16 protein-coding genes and 1 pseudogene are annotated in these 15974 nt (G+C 43.9%); 5 read left to right on the top strand and 12 right to left on the bottom strand.

Annotation, left to right across the window (positions count from 1 at the left end; all coding sequences use genetic code 11):
• The first annotated feature begins 30 nt into the window (after positions 1-30).
• On the top strand, positions 31-231 hold the full coding sequence (locus DD616_RS01080) for a restriction endonuclease subunit S (RefSeq protein WP_013867995.1): 201 nt from the start codon (positions 31-33) through the stop codon (positions 229-231).
• A gap of 119 nt (positions 232-350) precedes the next feature.
• On the opposite strand, the gene DD616_RS01075 is transcribed toward DD616_RS01080, so the two are convergent.
• Positions 351-1031, bottom strand: a complete 681-nt coding sequence (locus DD616_RS01075) for a DsbA family oxidoreductase (protein WP_094127212.1) — start codon at positions 1029-1031, stop codon at positions 351-353.
• Between the two features lie 272 nt (positions 1032-1303).
• On the opposite strand from DD616_RS01075, the gene DD616_RS01070 reads away from it, so the two are divergent.
• The gene (locus tag DD616_RS01070) at positions 1304-2665 is read left to right on the top strand and encodes an alpha-amylase family protein (RefSeq protein WP_017046062.1); all 1362 of its coding nucleotides are present in this window, start codon (positions 1304-1306) and stop codon (positions 2663-2665) included.
• A gap of 86 nt (positions 2666-2751) precedes the next feature.
• Here the strand turns inward: DD616_RS01070 and DD616_RS01065 are convergent, their stop codons facing one another.
• Both DD616_RS01065 and DD616_RS01060 read right to left on the bottom strand, forming a co-directional pair.
• Complete coding sequence (locus tag DD616_RS01065) at positions 2752-4620, bottom strand: methyl-accepting chemotaxis protein (RefSeq protein ID WP_026028218.1); 1869 nt, start codon at positions 4618-4620, stop codon at positions 2752-2754.
• A 97-nt stretch (positions 4621-4717) separates the two neighbouring features.
• On the bottom strand, positions 4718-5326 hold the full coding sequence (locus tag DD616_RS01060) for a hypothetical protein (RefSeq protein ID WP_017043337.1): 609 nt from the start codon (positions 5324-5326) through the stop codon (positions 4718-4720).
• A gap of 176 nt (positions 5327-5502) precedes the next feature.
• Between DD616_RS01060 and DD616_RS01055 the strand changes: the two genes are divergently transcribed.
• Positions 5503-6609, top strand: a complete 1107-nt coding sequence (locus DD616_RS01055; protein ID WP_026028217.1) for a 1-acyl-sn-glycerol-3-phosphate acyltransferase — start codon at positions 5503-5505, stop codon at positions 6607-6609.
• A gap of 54 nt (positions 6610-6663) precedes the next feature.
• On the opposite strand, the gene DD616_RS01050 is transcribed toward DD616_RS01055, so the two are convergent.
• Positions 6664-7290, bottom strand: coding sequence for a hypothetical protein (locus DD616_RS01050; protein ID WP_013867989.1), 627 nt, complete (start codon positions 7288-7290; stop codon positions 6664-6666).
• Positions 7291-7411: 121 nt separating this feature from the next.
• Positions 7412-7714, bottom strand: a complete 303-nt coding sequence (locus DD616_RS01045) for a YfcZ/YiiS family protein (RefSeq protein WP_010318562.1) — start codon at positions 7712-7714, stop codon at positions 7412-7414.
• Positions 7715-8224: 510 nt separating this feature from the next.
• On the opposite strand from DD616_RS01045, the gene DD616_RS01040 reads away from it, so the two are divergent.
• Positions 8225-8686: a TetR/AcrR family transcriptional regulator gene (locus tag DD616_RS01040; protein WP_013867986.1), complete on the top strand. Its 462-nt coding sequence runs from the start codon at positions 8225-8227 to the stop codon at positions 8684-8686.
• 103 nt (positions 8687-8789) lie between these two features.
• Here DD616_RS01040 and nadE read toward each other — a convergent pair whose 3' ends face one another.
• Positions 8790-9620 (bottom strand): NAD(+) synthase, encoded by an 831-nt coding sequence (nadE, locus tag DD616_RS01035; RefSeq protein WP_064626299.1) that lies wholly within the window; start codon positions 9618-9620, stop codon positions 8790-8792.
• Between the two features lie 104 nt (positions 9621-9724).
• On the opposite strand from nadE, the pseudogene DD616_RS01030 reads away from it, so the two are divergent.
• Positions 9725-9949: pseudogene (locus DD616_RS01030) on the top strand (nucleotidyl transferase family protein); the annotation flags it as partial.
• A gap of 91 nt (positions 9950-10040) precedes the next feature.
• Here the strand turns inward: DD616_RS01030 and DD616_RS01025 are convergent.
• The 6 genes from DD616_RS01025 to proV form a co-directional block, all read right to left on the bottom strand.
• On the bottom strand, positions 10041-11387 hold the full coding sequence (locus DD616_RS01025; protein ID WP_017046070.1) for a magnesium transporter: 1347 nt from the start codon (positions 11385-11387) through the stop codon (positions 10041-10043).
• Positions 11384-11950, bottom strand: a complete 567-nt coding sequence (locus DD616_RS01020; protein WP_013867977.1) for a mechanosensitive ion channel domain-containing protein — start codon at positions 11948-11950, stop codon at positions 11384-11386. Before DD616_RS01020 ends, DD616_RS01025 begins: the two co-directional genes overlap by 4 nt.
• 136 nt (positions 11951-12086) lie before the next feature.
• A complete protein-coding gene (locus DD616_RS01015) occupies positions 12087-12617 on the bottom strand; it encodes a MarR family winged helix-turn-helix transcriptional regulator (protein WP_013867975.1) in 531 nt (176 codons plus the stop codon).
• Between the two features lie 6 nt (positions 12618-12623).
• Complete coding sequence (proX, locus tag DD616_RS01010; RefSeq protein ID WP_017043349.1) at positions 12624-13631, bottom strand: glycine betaine/L-proline ABC transporter substrate-binding protein ProX; 1008 nt, start codon at positions 13629-13631, stop codon at positions 12624-12626.
• Positions 13628-14734, bottom strand: a complete 1107-nt coding sequence (gene proW, locus DD616_RS01005; protein ID WP_208871569.1) for a glycine betaine/L-proline ABC transporter permease ProW — start codon at positions 14732-14734, stop codon at positions 13628-13630. Before proW ends, proX begins: the two co-directional genes overlap by 4 nt.
• Before the next feature lie 2 nt (positions 14735-14736).
• Positions 14737-15924, bottom strand: coding sequence for a glycine betaine/L-proline ABC transporter ATP-binding protein ProV (gene proV, locus DD616_RS01000; RefSeq protein ID WP_208871568.1), 1188 nt, complete (start codon positions 15922-15924; stop codon positions 14737-14739).
• Positions 15925-15974 lie beyond the last annotated feature (50 nt).

Genomic DNA, 15974 nt, shown 5'->3' with positions numbered 1-15974 from the left:
CCCCATTACGTTTATGTTTAGGTAAGTAAAATGAGTGATTTCGAAAAAGAGTTAGCACAATTGTCACAACAGGTGGCGGGTGAACCTGAAGTGAAACTGCCTTCGTTGGAAGAGCAAAAAGCGATTGTGGCTGAGCTTAAGCAGCTAGAAGCGGAAGGCAAGCTGACGCCAGAAGTGCTGGAAAAGCATTTTGGACAATTCTTTACAGAAACGGATACCCCCGTCCATTAATTCAAACCCACTTTATTTAATTTAGAGCACACAAGTTTATTTAGAGTACACAATAGTATTTAGGGCACACATTAGTATTTAGGGCACACAGTAGTGGTGCCCTTTTTTATCAGAAAACGTTATTGAGTCATAGGAAGCTGTTGCGCGATATCTTCGAGTGCCTGTTGAAGGATCTCTGTCGTTTGCGCGCCTGAGATAAGATGGCGTTGCTCAATGATCAAGGCTGGCACAGCTTGAATTCCTGCCTCTAACCACTGTTGCTCTGTGACAGAAACGGTTTTCGCCCACGACTCATCAGTTAAAACTGCGCGGCAGATTTCTCTGTCTAAACCAAGGCTCTGTACTAGGTCGAGCAAGACATCATCGTCATCTAAGGCTTGCCCGAAAGTGAAATAAGCACGAAATAGTGCCATTTCCAGCTCTAATTGTTTTCCTTGGCTATTCGCCCACATTAATAATTGATGCGCTTTACGGGTATTATAAATACGCATGTCGTCACTGAAGTTGAATTGAAAGCCGACTTCTTGCCCTAGGGCGCTGAGGGTTTGGCGTGCTTGTAAACTTGCTTCTATCGACGTGCCATATTTTTTGGCTAAATGTTGCTGTAGGTGTTCACCACCTATAGGCATAGCAGGGTTGAGTTCAAAAGGGTGCCAATGGATGTCTACATCGATCGTATCGCTGAGAGCCAGCAGCGCTTGCTCTAACCGCTTATAGCCAATGATGCACCAAGGGCAGACAACATCTGACACGATATCAATGCGTAGTTTTTTCATTTTCTTCCCTACCGCGATTGGCAATTCACTGACCTTAATTATAGCGAGATTATCAGCATAAACTGTGACTTGTTGTGTAGCCCTTTGGAAAGCTAGGCGCTTTTTTATCGCTCTACGCCTTTTCTCTCATACAAACAATATTGCAATAAGGCTGATGGAATTGCTGAAACGCTCTCTATACTCTAAAAACGTTAAATGCAGAGAATTAAACTGCGCTTTGAGAAACAAGTGACGTATTGTGAGGTTTCGCCTCTTTCAACTTGTGAGTTAACCATGATGAACAGGGACATTGACGTATGACAAATGTTCAACCAACCGATGTGATTTTGCATGCTTTTGATTGGCCGTATCGTTTAGTCGCTGAGCGTGCAGAGCAAATTTTCCAACTGGGTTATAAAACGGTGTTGATTTCACCGCCGATGAAATCGTTCAAAACCGCTCAAGGTACAAAATGGTGGCAACGTTACCAACCGCAAGATTATCGCATCATTGATAATCAACTGGGCAATACCCATGATTTTAAACAAATGGTTGAAACCTTAACCGCATTAGGCTTGCGAATTTATGCCGATGTGGTGTTCAACCATATGGCCAACGAATCCAAATTGCGTTTGGATTTACAATACCCGAGCGCACAAGACTTAGCTTCCTACCAGAATAAAAGCGATGAGTACCAAGCGCTGCGCCTCTTTGGTGATCTGACCCAGCCACTCTTTGATAAAGATGACTTTGTGGAAGCGTTTGGCATAAAAGATTGGAAGGATCGTTGGCAAGTGCAAAATGGCCGCATTACTGGAGGGGCGCATGATCCGGGCCTACCGACGTTGCGTGATAATGAACATGTGGTTGTACAACAACAGGCTTATTTAAGGGCGTTGAAAGCGTTAGGAGTCAAAGGATTTCGAATTGATGCTGCTAAGCATATGTCTATTGAGCATTTGAAGAAAGTATGGGCCGATGACATTACGCAAGGCATGCATATTTTTGGCGAGATCATTACTGATGGCGGTGCAACCAAAGAAGAGTACCAACTTTTTCTCGAGCCTTATCTGCAAGAAACAAAGTTGGGTGCTTATGATTTTCCACTATTTCAAACGGTATACGATGCGTTACAAACAAAAGGTAGCCTGAAATGGCTGATTGACCCTTATTGTTTTGGTCAGGCGCTTTCCAACAACCGAGCGATTACGTTCACCATTACGCATGATATCCCCAACAACGCTGTGTTTGCCGACCTCGTCATGGATGAAGCCTTAGAAAATATCGCCTACAGCTACATTCTTGGTCGCGATGGGGGAGTGCCATTAATTTACACCGATTTAAACACCAGTGGCATTCTGAACCATGCTGGTCTTCCGCGCTGGCAAGAGGCATGGTGTTCGCCACAAATGGCGGCGTGTATTGCTTTTCATAATAAAATGCATGCGTTGCCAATGAAAACGCTAGAAGCGAGTGATGACTTGTTAGTGTTCAGCCGCGGTAAGGAAGGGATAGTGGTTTTGAACAAATCTCAACGCAGTCAGCGCGTTGAAATTGATTGGACAAATCCAATGCTAGAATTGTTTACGAAGCAGCAGTATCAACCCAATAACCAAAAGATTGTCATGGATATCGCCGCTCGCTCTAGCGCCATGCTTTGTCGGCTATCAAATGTCTGATGGTGAATAAAACGGTGAGTCGTTAGAAAAGTAAAGGCGCGTAATCAGCGCCTTTACTGAGTCTACCCAGTTGCTGTGGTAGAGGATTAAACGATAAATTTATTCAATATAGCATCTTGCTCTCTGATATTTTCGGTTTGAGCTTGCATGGCTATGTTGGCATTGTCAGCGGCGTCTGCAACTTGAACGGAAAGATCTTTGATCTTAACCGTGTTGTTGTTGATCTCTTCTGCTACCAAGCTTTGTTCTTCGGCTGCCGAAGCTATTTGGATATTCATATCACTAATTTGCTGAATAGCATCGCGGATTTTCAGCAGAGCATTATTCGCTTCTTCGGCACGATTGACCGCCTCAGCTGCCGTTGTTTTACTCTGATTCATCGCATTGGCAACAGAAGTAGCGCTCGACTGCAACTTCTCAATCATATTACGGATCTCCGTCGTGGATTGCTGCGTTCTTTGCGCCAGCGTACGCACTTCGTCTGCAACGACCGCAAAGCCTCGGCCTGACTCTCCAGCCCGAGCCGCCTCTATCGCTGCGTTTAGTGCCAGCAAGTTGGTTTGGTCGGCAATGTCGTTGATCACTTTCAAAATGGTTTCGATGTTTGCCGTTGCATTTTCTAGTGCACTTACCTCTGTTACTGCTTCATCAATACGCGTCGAAAGATTATCAATCGCTTGAGTGGTTTGGGTCACAACATTGGTACCAAATTCTGTCGCATCATCAGCATCTTTTGCCGCCGACGCCGCGCCTTGCGCGTTGTTGGCGACATCGCCAGAAGTGGTGGCCATCTCATGCATGGCTGTGGCTAATTGCTCAAGTTCATGGAGTTGATCACGCATCGCTTCGGCCGATTCTTGCAACCCCATCGAGGTCATTTCCGAACCGCGTAAAATTTCTGAACCGATGGCTTTAGACTGGGTAATTTGTTGTTGTAAGGCTTCAGTAAAGGTATTGAAACCGACCGCTAATACCGAGAATTCTTTATCCGTGTCGGTGGCTAAGCGTTGGGTTAAGTCACCACTACCAGAGGCAACGTTCTGTATTGCATTATTAAGTGCATCAAGCGGTTTCATCAACAGACGGATAAGCACAAGCAGTATCGCAATACTGAAGACTAAAGCGATTAACGTATAGATGATCGAACTGTTGCGCAGTGTTGCTAAAGACGCATAGGCGATCTCTTCATCCAAAACGACACCGACATACCAATTCTCTCCGGGTACTTTTGAAAAATCGAGTGTGTAGTGTTTGCCATCAATCAGCACTTGTTTAGGCTCTTCGGCGATAACCGCATTGCCTAAGTATTCTTTCATTGGCTTGCCGTTCATCTCTGCTCGGGGGTGGGCTATGGTTGTGCCGTCGGATGAAACAATAAACACATAGCCTGCATCAAATAATTTTACGGTGTTGACCAATTCTGCTAACCCAGCAAGGCTAACATCGTAGAAGATGGCGCCGATAAATTTGCCGTTATCTTTAACTGGGGTAGCAATAGACACCAATATTTCATTAGTGGCAGAGTCGGCGTAAGGTGCAGTAATAATCAGTTTGTCGGCATTTTTTGCATCAATATACCAAGGGCGCACGCGTGGATTCCATGATGCGCCTGGGTTCCAAGTAGGATCATTACTTATGTAAGAGCCATCACTCTCAAAACCGACCCCAGCCAGTAAAAAAGTTTGTTTGACAATCGGCCTTGTGATGACCTTAGACATACTTTCTCGGTTAATGTCGACTTCCAACATGCTGGTGGCGTAAGCGGCAATGGCCTTGCGGCTATTGATCTCTGCACCAGCGGTATTGCTAACCCCATCCACTATTTCAGTTACACTCGCTTCAACTTGTGACTTCACTTCTTTTTGGACGGTGAAGTATTGTTGTATCGTCAGCAGAGTAACGGTGACCAACAGCAGCAAAGATGACGCCGCGACGATCTTATGGCTGAATTTCATGGCAATCCCTTCCATCAATAAATATTAATATTATTAATAAATGTATAGTTAGGGATTAATCATTCAGCCAGTAAACAATCCATTTTTAAGCGAAAAATTACAAATTTCGCCCGAGAACTAAAAGCGCAAGTTGTTGGCACTCTTGTTCATTTCCTTGGAAAAGCTCATCGACGATTTGGTTCAGCTTGATGCCAGACAGTTTGCGCTTTTGTGCCTCACGAACACGTAGTGCTATTTGACATTCAATTGGTAGCTCACTTACTTGATGTGGTTGCCACGCTGATAGCTTTTCGCTGAAGTTGTTTAACGATAATTTGGGTTTAAAATGCGTGGCTTCACTTTTTAGTACATGAAGAAGGTGCGAATAGATTTCATCGTTAGGTTGACATTGGCTCAGGTGATCACAAGCGGCTTGGCTCAGTTCAGATAAGGTGACGTAACCCGCTTGATGGGAAAAATCGGCGGTTAAACGTACTGAAAAATCGACACGCTGCCACTGCGTATTAGGAAAAATAGTCAGCGAGCATAAACAGTCAAAAGGGATCCAAAAACTCTGCTTTGCTTCAACTGAATATTCATGTTTGCCAAGTTTACACAGTACTAATCCGCTCATTACTCGAATCAAACTGTGCTTGATGACTTTCTTGCGAGGGGTGACAACTAAGTTAGCAGACAGTAAGGCTTCAAATTGAATCGCGTAGTTCATGGTACTTCTCACTGATTTTGGGGCGCTAAGAGTACCTTGTCTCACAGAAAATGCCAAATATGCGAACTAAAATCACCTTATTCTGGTCTGACCTTAGTGAATCTGTTACGACTGTAGCTGCGAGCTACGTCAACTATGCGTAGAATGAGCCAGCTTTTTATTTGATGTATGAATATATGACCACCACAACTGATCCTTATGTAGATATCCGTCCTTACAACGACGATGAGATTCCAGCGGCTATTGACCGTTTAATCAATGATGAAGAATTTATCTCAGCTATTTTGCAACATCGTTTTGATAAACGATCTGCTTGGCTAAAATCGATACTGAGCCCTTTTGTAAAAGCATACTTAAAGTTTAAATGGGCCAAACTCACGTCCGTGGAAGCAATCCAACTTGAAGTGAAGAAATATCTCACGAAAACGCTAGAATCAACGACACAAGGTGTCACCTTCAGTGGTCTCGATAAATTGGATAAACAGACGGCTTATTTATTTATCTCGAACCACCGTGATATCGCGATGGACCCAGCATTGGTCAATTATGGTCTGTATATGTCTGGGCATAAAACTGTGCGTATTGCGATTGGTGATAACTTATTGAAAAAGCCTTGTGCTACAGAGCTGATGCGTCTTAATAAGAGCTTTATTGTGAAACGCTCGGCTAAAGGCCCGCGCGAGATGATGAAAGCGCTCAGTACCTTATCTGCTTACATTAAACACTCACTTGAAACTGGAAATTCTATCTGGATAGCGCAAAAAGAGGGACGAGCAAAAGATGGTAACGATTTTACCGATCCGGCCATTTTGAAAATGTTCCATGTGGAAGGGCGCAAGCAGAAAATAGAGTTTGCTCAGTATATTCAATCGCTCAAAATTGTCCCGGTCGCGATTTCATATGAAAACGATCCGTGCGATATGGCCAAAGCGTGTGAGTTGTATGAAAAAGCGACGCATGGGCGTTATGAAAAAGGGGAATTTGAAGATATTGAAAGCATTGTCCAAGGCATTGTCGGTGAGAAAGGCCGAGTGCATGTTGGTTTTGGTGAAGTGATTACTCAAGCATTTGAAACGCCAGAAGCATTGGCGCAAGAGATTGATCGCCAAATTCACGCAAACTACAAATTATTCCCGATCAATAAGTTAGCGGCTGGGATAGAAAGTAGTGATATCACGCCAGATATCCGCGCTCACTTAGAAAGCAAGCTGACTCAGATCCCTGAAGGGGCACAGCGCTATTTACTCGATAGCTACGCCAACCCAGTAAAGAATCAGCAATAATCATTAAACGATGAAGAGAGGGGCTCACGGCTTCTTCTCTTCTCTTTTTCTAGCCTATCTTGCGACCGCGCCGCCAAGGGTCAGTTTGCTTGGCCATTTACTGATGACATTACCTCCCAAATAAATATTGCCATTGACGGTCATCGTGTCAGGAAATTCGGTGATTTTGGAACCGCCAATAAACAAACTCCCTTCCACAACCAAACCTTCGGGCAATTGGGTTAATGGCGTTCGAATTACGCTCAAATCCCCCTTGACTAAGAGATTCGCAGGCAGCGTTTCAAGCGGTGTATCCGTGAAATTCAGGTAACCACCGACCTTGATTCTCATTGGCCACGATTTGATTTTACTACCCAGTAAGTTCGCATAACCACGAATGGTGGTACCTTTTGGAATATTCTCTAGCAAGCTATTAGATGCTTCTAAACTACCCTGCACATTCAAGCCCTTAGGCAGGGATTTTATCGATGTCTTAGCAATATTTAGGTTGCCTTTGAGCGTGAGATTTTCGGGTAGTGTTGTGTAGGGTTTATTACGCAAATAGAGATTGCCATAGTTATCAAGGTGGTTAAGGATTTGATATTGATCGAGCGGCTGTGACCATGCACAAGAGGCATAGAGAAGGTTGCATAATGTTAGTAAAAGCGAAAACTTATTCATAAAGCCTGCAGATGAAGACACGATACCTAGAGTATCGGCAGATTACGGTTAAGCTTCAATAATGCATTGCCTAGGATGAGAAAGCAAAGTGCTTGGGCGATAAAAAAGCGAGCCATGATTAGGCCCGCTAAGAGCAATTAGATTAACGAGCCAAAGAGCGCGACTTCAGTTCAAAAATAAGTTTTTCGGCACTGACTTCAAATTTGAAACGTGCATGCAATTCAGTAGAGTTATCGTCTAACGGTGAAACTTCAAACTCAACATTATCTGAAACCTGTTTGGCAAGAGCGAGGTACTTCTCAAATTCAGCTTCTAGCTGAGCTTTGTTGGGGGCCATGACCATCACTTCGGCAACTTCATCACCTTCTTTGATAATAAAGCCAATTTCGCCAGCGCAGCCACATGCTTCGCAGACTTGGATATCAACGTCTTTTTCGATACTCATTGTGAATCCTCTTAGTAAATGTATGGACATTCTAACGGGCAAATCGTTTATCAGCCACAAAAAGCCAATCAGGTTTGGGGTAAATCGCGTCTTATTTTGGTTGTTCGAAAGTTTTTAACCATCGTTATGAATTAATGAGTGTGATACTGCTCAAATAATCACTAGTTTTTGTGTCATAAATTTGTCAGAACAGTGTTCAGTTCGTTGCGAATTGTTGATGATTGTAAGATTATTCGGTTGAAACAATTATTAATATTATAAATTGCGCTTCATCCATTAGTGGTGATGACTAATAAACTGGAAATTTAAGTTTTATTAGTGATAGCTAAAGGAGTGACAGTAACAAGCCAGTAGATAACGCTTTTAACAAGATAATTCTGGTTTGAATTTACTGTTTTAAAGGATGGTTTTTTAGACAGAAAATGCCATACCACGAGGGGTGATTCGCGAAACGGCACTATCATCGCAATTGAGTTAGATGGATTAATAAAAAAGAGAAGAGTCTGGACCATGCCAAAGCGTAGTAAAGAAGATACTGAAATCACCATTCAGAGAATAATGGATGCTGTTGTCGATCAGCTATTGAGACTAGGTTACGACAAAATGTCGTATACCACGTTGAGTCAGCAAACAGGGGTTTCACGAACGGGGATTAGCCACCATTTTCCAAAGAAAACCGATTTTACGGCCGCTTTAGATGGGCGGATTTTTAAGCTGTTTGTTGAGCATTTAGATTTTGAAAATGACCTTTCAAGCTTTTCAAATAGCTGGATAAATGCGCTGGAAAATGCACAATTTTTGGCTATTTTGCGTTTATTATTTCATCATGTTGTGACGACTGAAAATGCGGATGAATTTGCAGCAAACGGTGTCGATCGGTTATACAAAACGGTGGCTGTACAGTTTGGCAAAGAGAGCGCAAGGGAGCTTGAGTGGCTGATTGGTAAATCACTGATTAAAATGAGTCAATAATTTGGCACTTTGTGCAAGCTTGTATTGTCGACTTTAACACTAAAGCCAACTGAGAAGTTGGCTTTAGTGCTTTTTGTAGAGAGTTATAGAGAGATTGTGTCGATCAATCGTACAACGTTGGGATCGGTTGACGTTTATGCTGAGTTGCTGTGTAAATCGCGACAAGACGGTCAATCACGTGCTGTGAAACAGGCTTCCCTTCTAAAAAATCATCGATTTGGTCATAACTTAAGTTTAACGCATCTTCATCTGCTTTTTGTGGTGCGAGCTCTTCTAAATCCGCGGTGGGTGTTTTTTGAACCAATTGCTGTGGTGCGCCTAATTGAGCCGCTACCGCGCGCACTTGACGTTTACTCAAGCCAAAAAGTGGTGCTAAATCACACGCGCCATCACCAAATTTAGTATAAAAACCGGTGATGTTTTCTGCGGAATGATCCGTGCCGAGTACTAACGCACCAACAAAACCTGCAATTTCGTACTGCGCGACCATGCGAGCGCGCGCCTTTACATTTCCTTTCACGAAATCAATTTTGGCACTGTCAGTTGGAGTTAAGCTTGTGCCTTGTAGCGCATCAAGAGAGGCTGAGTGCAGGCCATCTACACCCGCTTTAATGTTGACCGAAATTGAGTGAGTAGGTTGAATGAAGGAGAGAGCAAGCTGCGCTTCATCCTCATCTTTTTGTTCGCCATAGGGTAAACGAACGGCGATAAACTGATAGTCGTTAACGGCGTATTCTTGGTTGAGTTGTGTCACGGCGAGCTGGGCTAGACGGCCGCACGTTGTTGAGTCGACGCCACCACTGATGCCAAGCACTAAAGACTTACAACCAGATTCAACCAATTTGCGTTTAATAAACTCAACGCGCCGTTCAATTTCATAAACAGGGTCAATGGATGAGAGAACACGCATCTCATCACGGATCATTTGTTCCATTAGGGTTCCTTTTCCTGCAAGCAATATAAATCTTTGGTGTATCATACCGAAATCATCAGATTAGAAAACCGAGAAAATGGTTTTCAGACTTGAATAGGATTGCTATGACCAAAATTGCCGTCTTTGGGAGTGCTTTTAACCCTCCGAGCTTAGGACATAAAAGTGTGATTGAATCGCTAAGCCATTTCGATTTAATTCTGTTGGTACCGAGCATTTCACACGCTTGGGGTAAGCAGATGCTCAGTTATGAGATCCGTTGTGAACTTATTGATGCTTTTATTCATGATTTGCAGTCAGATAAGATACAACGCTCAATAGTCGAAGAGGATAGTAAGTTAGAGTGGAATTATCTGAAATGACATGCTTTTCTTGTTTAAAGTTGCCGTTTTTGATGTAAGCTGCTTCAAGCGGTTTGGAAAGCTACAACATCACTAAACTTGCTGTGCCCAAGAAGGCAAAGAAGCCGACAACATCCGTTACTGTGGTTAAGATGACAGAGCCCGCTAATGCTGGGTCAAGCTTAAACTTATCAAGCGTGATCGGGATGAGTACCCCAAACAGCGCGGCGGTAATGATATTTACAACAATGGCCAGTGAAATGGTGGCGCCAATCATCGCTGACTGGAACCAGAGCCCTGCCAAGGCACCAATGATCAACGCCCATAACAAACCGTTAATGGAACCAATACCAATTTCATTTTTGAGCAACGCAAAACGGTTACCCGGTGTAATTTGGTTCAATGCCATGGCACGTACCATCAAGGTTAAGGTTTGGCTTCCCGCAATACCGCCCATCGAGGCAACAATTGGCATCAACACCGCTAACGCGACAACTTGCGAGATGACCGTTTCAAACATACCTATAGTGACCGAAGCGAGGATGGCGGTCAGCAGGTTGATCCCGAGCCAAAGGCCTCGTTTTTTGGAACTTTTAATGATGGGTGCAAATAAGTCATCTCCTTCATCCATACCTGTACCGGCCATTAAGCGCGATTCGTAAATCTCTCGTTGTGTACTCAGGGCAAATTGCCAGTCAATTTCACCCACTAAGATTTCATGGTTATCAATGATGGCGACGGTCGGCAATTGGGAATGTTCTAACGCTTCTACTGCTTCAGAAAGTGATTGGTGAGCATTCAGCGTAAAGAGATCATCTTGCTTGATGTTTTTCAGTAAAGTTTTGCTTTCAGCAAGCAAAATTTCTGTATAACTCACGATACCTTGGAATTTTTTTGCTTTGTTGATCAAATAGATATGTTGTGGAGAGTCATAATGATATTTCTCCAATAGTATCTTGGCTTTGTCGACACTGATGCTGAAAGGCAAGGTATACACTTTACGGTTTGCCCAGTGGCCAACTTCAGTATCTTCATAGGCATTGGCTTGATCATACAATTCAAGCTCGTCGCGACTAATTAAGCGCAGCGCTTCACTGATGATTTCATCAGGCAGAGAATCGGCCCATTCGAGCAGAGACAAGTTATCGAGTTTGGCGAGAGTCAGTTTTAGTTCTATTTCTGACAGTGCGTTGATGATAGAAAAACGTACTTCAGCACGCATCTCTGTCAGTACATCAATGTGTAGCTCTAAGGGTAGGCTACGCCACAGACGTACCCGCTGCTCGACAGGAAAAGCTTCTAGGATGATTGCGATCGAGCTTTCATCAAGCCCACTTTCCACGTACTCGCCGAGTAAGTCGATTTGTTGCTGCTCATCGGCTTTTGAAATCGTTTCAATATGCAGTGAAAGGTCTTGATATTCGTTCAACGTTTTACTCCGATAGGAAGTTGTTTCTTCTCGATTTTTTTCACGGCTTTTTCTGGAGTTTTGTTTAATACAATTACAGGGCGAACAATAAAGAGGTTGTTTGGATAGAGCACTGTATTGCCATCAACATTCTCTAGTACGACATTGAGTAGGTTCATGTCGACGATTTTACCTTCAACAAAATTTGCACCATCCACCACTCGCACCCATAAACCGATGCGACAGTGGTTTTGTACAAATAAAACCAGAAATGAGGTGACGTTGCTCAGCAAAGACCAACCTGCAAACAAACCGACGCCAAGCAACGCAAAAAGTGATGAGCCAACAACCAATAACCCACGCAGTTCCACGCCCCACATCATTAGCAGAGTCAACACTAACACCAAGAAAAGTAAGGTCTTCACCAGCCAACGTGCTCGTTTAAGCCGATGAATATCGACTTTGCCTATGACCATATTCTCAAACCATCGCACGGTGTAGCTGGCTGTTTTAGGATAAATAAGCAACGCCATGATCGTGATGATCCATTGATAATTTTTTTGAAATAAGTCTAAGTATTCCATGACGAATCAGAAAAAGGAGATTTGGTTCAAAATAACCGAAATTCAGTCAATTACAACCTCTAATCTGGCTGAGGTTGATAATTGGAATTGGGTTGAGAAAAAAGTAACCAATTTGCTTTAGTCGGTCGAATAAAAACTAGAGAGGATCATCGGGTTCTAGACTAGACAATAGCGTCGATGCTTCTATTTCTGGTGTTTTCATCATCATCGATAACCGCTGTAAAGTGGAGAGAATGAGAGTTTGTTCCCATGCGTTTAATGCCTGAAATTGTTCAATAAAGCTATCTTTTAGCAGTGTGGGTGCTTTGAGTAATAATTCATCTCCTGTTGGGGTCAACAACGCATGAACTTTACGTTTATCTTGTTGATCTCGCTCTCGAATGATCAGTGCGCGCTTTTCTAAGCGATCCAAAATGCTGGTCGCTGTAGCTTGGCTCATATTAGTATGATCGGAGAGTTGCTTTATGGTCATATCGGCCGAGTTTTGGATCGCACGCATTAACAATAGTTGGGGGCTAGTGAGGCCAAAATCTTTGTTTATTTTTTTGGAATGGAGATCTGTCGCACGAATAATTTGGCGTATAGCGACCAGTACTTCTTCATGAATATCCAATACTTTCCTCCTTGAAAATAAGCAGAGCCACCCTTTTGATATGGGTGGCTCCATACTCTCTTACTTAGCGGCTTCTTTGGCGGTTTTTATCCACGAATCGAATTCAGATTGGTGAGCTTTTATCCAACCATTGGCATGAGCTTCAATATCTTTGGCAGAGTTTTTACCTTTACTCATGATCATGTTTTGCGCACTGATATCATTAATATTCAACTTCATGATTTCAAAAAGTTTTGCTGCGGCTGGGTTTTCTAGAGCGAATTTTTTATTGGCGACAATCAGCATGCTGTTCATCTCAAAGCCGAAGTTCTTTCCGTTGGGTAGGGTTGTATCGATATTTTTGCGCTCACCAGGTAGGGCAGAGAAAGGGACTTCAAGCCAAGTGACATCTTTACCAGGGACCAACACCCCACTCACCCAATAAGGTGTCCAAGTGTAATAAAGGATAGGGTCGCCTTTTTTGTAGCGTGAAATTGTATCGGCAATGATAGCGGCATAGTTACCTTGGTTGTGAGTAACGGTCGGTCGTAAACCGTAGGCGGTTAAGTGCTCCTCAATCACCATCTCACAACCCCAGCCGGGTGTGCAGCCAGTTAAGTCTGCTTTACCATCGCCATTTGCATCAAACAGCTTGGCGATTTTAGGGTCTTTTAACTGAGCAATATTGGTAATACCGTATTTATCTGCCGTTTTTTTATCAATCAAGTAGCCTTGCGCTGCTCCTGATATATATTGACCTTTTCGATAGAACTTAGCGTCGCCGCCCGCCATCGAGTATTTGTCGGCGTGTAAAGGAAACCACCCAACGGCGAGATAGGTTGCATCGCCTTCGGCAATCGAAGTATAAGCCACGTTGTAGTCGACTTCTTTGGTCGGTTTGACATCGTACCCCAGCGCTTCCATCGCTTTGTTCACGATGAGAGTTTGAAATGTTTCTTCAGCCACTGTCGATTGTACGGGTTGTACACTAATACCTTTGCCAGGAAGTTTATCAGCCCAAGCGCTGATGGGTAATGCCGCCGATGCGATTAAACTGGTTGAGATTAACGTCTTCCATGCGTAATTCATTTCTGTTCTCCTAGATTGTTGGCACTCTGATGAGCCAGTTTTTGCTTCAGTAAATAAAAGGGTGAGATAGGGCCGGTTTGATACCAGCGTACTTTTTGATCGCGATTTTCTGTACCGATATGCTGAGTTAGGCGATCAAGTAAGATGGCGAGAATGACAATGCCAAGTCCCCCCACGGCAGCGAGTCCCATATCAAGTCGGCCAATACCACGCAAAACCATTTGCCCCAAGCCACCGACAGCAATCATGGAGGCAATCACAACCATCGACAGCGATAGCATCAGTGTTTGATTGACACCGGCCATAATGGTCGGCATGGCTAGTGGTAACTGAATACGGTAGAGCATCTGTTTTGGGCTTGCGCCGAATGCATGGCCTGCTTCGATAAGCTCTTCGGGAACTTGTTGAATACCTAAGATGGTTAAACGGACAATTGGTGGCAGGGCGAAAATAATGGTTACCACCACGCCAGGTACGTTGCCAATTCCGAACAGCATCACGATCGGGACTAAATACACAAATGCGGGCGTGGTTTGCATCGCATCCAAAACGGGGCGGATGAATTTTGCAGCCGTTTGATTTCTGGCCAGCCAAATCCCAAGTGGCAAGCCAATCAATAGGCAAAAGAATACCGAGGTCATGACCAAGGCGAGGGTGACCATTGCTTGTGACCACGCTCCGATTAATCCAATCGTAATCAGTGAGGCTAATGAAGCGATACCCATTTTAGGTCCAGCAAGTTGCCATGTGATCAAAAATAAAATCAACAACATCACAGGCGCTGGCGTTGAAACTAACGTGGTTTCAAATGAACTTAAAATAAAATCAACAGGTACTCTGACAGCTTGAAATAATGGCCTACCGTGTTCCACTAACCAACCCAGCCCGGTTTCAACCCAGTGATCAAAGGGGATAATTGCATCTTGAAATGGGTGCAGCCAATCGAAAGGCGCGGGAGCGTCGGTTGCGCCATTTAACCAATCACTTGCTGTAGTTGGGGATGCAGTAGTCGCTGACCAAGGATCGCTGCTGACAGGCGTTTGCGCGGCAGACGCCCATGGGTCAAGCGCCTCTGTGGATTGAATGTTGGTTTCCGTTGTCATAATTATTCCCTATCCAAAGTCTGCAATAAGCGTGATTTGGTGATCACGCCGTAATAATTTCCCTGCTGATCGACAACAGGCACGGCGTAGGGGACTTCAGCCACTTGGCTGATTAATTCACTAACAGACAGCTTCGGATCAACCGTCACGATGTCAGGCAGTAGAGCTGCGCTAAGCGATGTTTGTTGCTTGAGAGCTTGTTTCAGAGAGTCGAGCGACACAATGCCAGAGTATTTATTCGTACGGTCAACTACAATTCCGTAGTCTCGGTCATGATCCATCAGTAACTGCATTGCTGCAGCCGGACCATCATTATCGTGTTTTTTAAAAACGGCCGCGGGTTTTTTACGGGCAATGTCTTTAGCTGAAAAAACACTGGCAACATTAACGCCACGAAAGAATGAACTGACGTAATCGTTAGCAGGATGATGCAATATTTCATCTGGCGTGCCCGTTTGTACGACGATGCCATCTTGCATGATGGCGATACGGTCACCAATTCTCATTGCTTCATCAAGGTCATGAGAAATAAAAACGATGGTTCGCTTATCATCATTTTGCAGGCGGATTAGTTCATCTTGCATTTCGGTGCGGATTAAAGGGTCGAGTGCGGAAAATGCTTCGTCCATTAACAAAATGTCAGGGTCGTTGGCGAGTGCACGGGCCAAACCAACGCGTTGTTTCATCCCACCCGATAACTCATCAGGGAATGACTCACAGTAGGCGTCTAAGCCAACCCGAGCGAGCGCTTCTTTTGCACTTTTATTACGTTCATGAGCCACCACTCCTGATAGTTCTAATCCAAAGGCAGCGTTTTCAAGAACGGTCATATGTGGCATGAGTGCGAAGTTCTGAAATACCATTGAGATATTTTTACGTCTTACATCGCGCAGCTCTTGCTCTGAAATATGAGCAATATCCTTACCCTTCAGTAAAACACTTCCTTGGGTTGGCTCAATCAGGCGGTTCAACAATCGAACTAAAGTGGACTTGCCCGAACCGGACAAACCCATAATGACAAAAATCTCCCCTTCATTGATTGAAAGAGACACATCCTTGACCCCAACAGTGAGCCCGGTTTGCTCGAAAATTTGGTCCTTATCCAACCCTTTTTCTAACAGCGGGAAAGCTTGTTGCGGAGTCTCTCCAAATACCTTGTAGAGGTTCTTAACTTCTAACACGGGTGACATGATTTACATCCTTTGTTCTTCATGGCTATTTAATGTTTAGCCGTAAATAT

The sequence above is a fragment of the Vibrio anguillarum genome, assembly GCF_003390515.1.
In the GTDB taxonomy this organism is placed as follows: domain Bacteria; phylum Pseudomonadota; class Gammaproteobacteria; order Enterobacterales; family Vibrionaceae; genus Vibrio; species Vibrio anguillarum.
The sequence above is the reverse complement of the archived record's forward strand: the minus strand, read 5'-3'. Positions and strand labels throughout refer to the sequence as shown.

What these genes read in the sequence shown, in the direction of transcription:
- DD616_RS01060 (WP_017043337.1), bottom strand. Translation starts at nt 5,326, where the DNA reads ATGAACTACGCGATTCAATTTGAAGCCTTACTGTCTGCTAACTTAGTT.
- proX (WP_017043349.1), bottom strand. Translation starts at nt 13,631, where the DNA reads ATGAATTACGCATGGAAGACGTTAATCTCAACCAGTTTAATCGCATCG.
- DD616_RS01045 (WP_010318562.1), bottom strand. Translation starts at nt 7,714, where the DNA reads ATGAGTATCGAAAAAGACGTTGATATCCAAGTCTGCGAAGCATGTGGC.
- nadE (WP_064626299.1), bottom strand. Translation starts at nt 9,620, where the DNA reads ATGGAACAAATGATCCGTGATGAGATGCGTGTTCTCTCATCCATTGAC.
- DD616_RS01055 (WP_026028217.1), top strand. Translation starts at nt 5,503, where the DNA reads ATGACCACCACAACTGATCCTTATGTAGATATCCGTCCTTACAACGAC.
- DD616_RS01020 (WP_013867977.1), bottom strand. Translation starts at nt 11,950, where the DNA reads ATGGAATACTTAGACTTATTTCAAAAAAATTATCAATGGATCATCACG.
- DD616_RS01040 (WP_013867986.1), top strand. Translation starts at nt 8,225, where the DNA reads ATGCCAAAGCGTAGTAAAGAAGATACTGAAATCACCATTCAGAGAATA.
- proV (WP_208871568.1), bottom strand. Translation starts at nt 15,924, where the DNA reads ATGTCACCCGTGTTAGAAGTTAAGAACCTCTACAAGGTATTTGGAGAG.
- DD616_RS01065 (WP_026028218.1), bottom strand. Translation starts at nt 4,620, where the DNA reads ATGAAATTCAGCCATAAGATCGTCGCGGCGTCATCTTTGCTGCTGTTG.
- DD616_RS01015 (WP_013867975.1), bottom strand. Translation starts at nt 12,617, where the DNA reads ATGGAGCCACCCATATCAAAAGGGTGGCTCTGCTTATTTTCAAGGAGG.
- DD616_RS01080 (WP_013867995.1), top strand. Translation starts at nt 31, where the DNA reads ATGAGTGATTTCGAAAAAGAGTTAGCACAATTGTCACAACAGGTGGCG.
- proW (WP_208871569.1), bottom strand. Translation starts at nt 14,734, where the DNA reads ATGACAACGGAAACCAACATTCAATCCACAGAGGCGCTTGACCCATGG.
- DD616_RS01070 (WP_017046062.1), top strand. Translation starts at nt 1,304, where the DNA reads ATGACAAATGTTCAACCAACCGATGTGATTTTGCATGCTTTTGATTGG.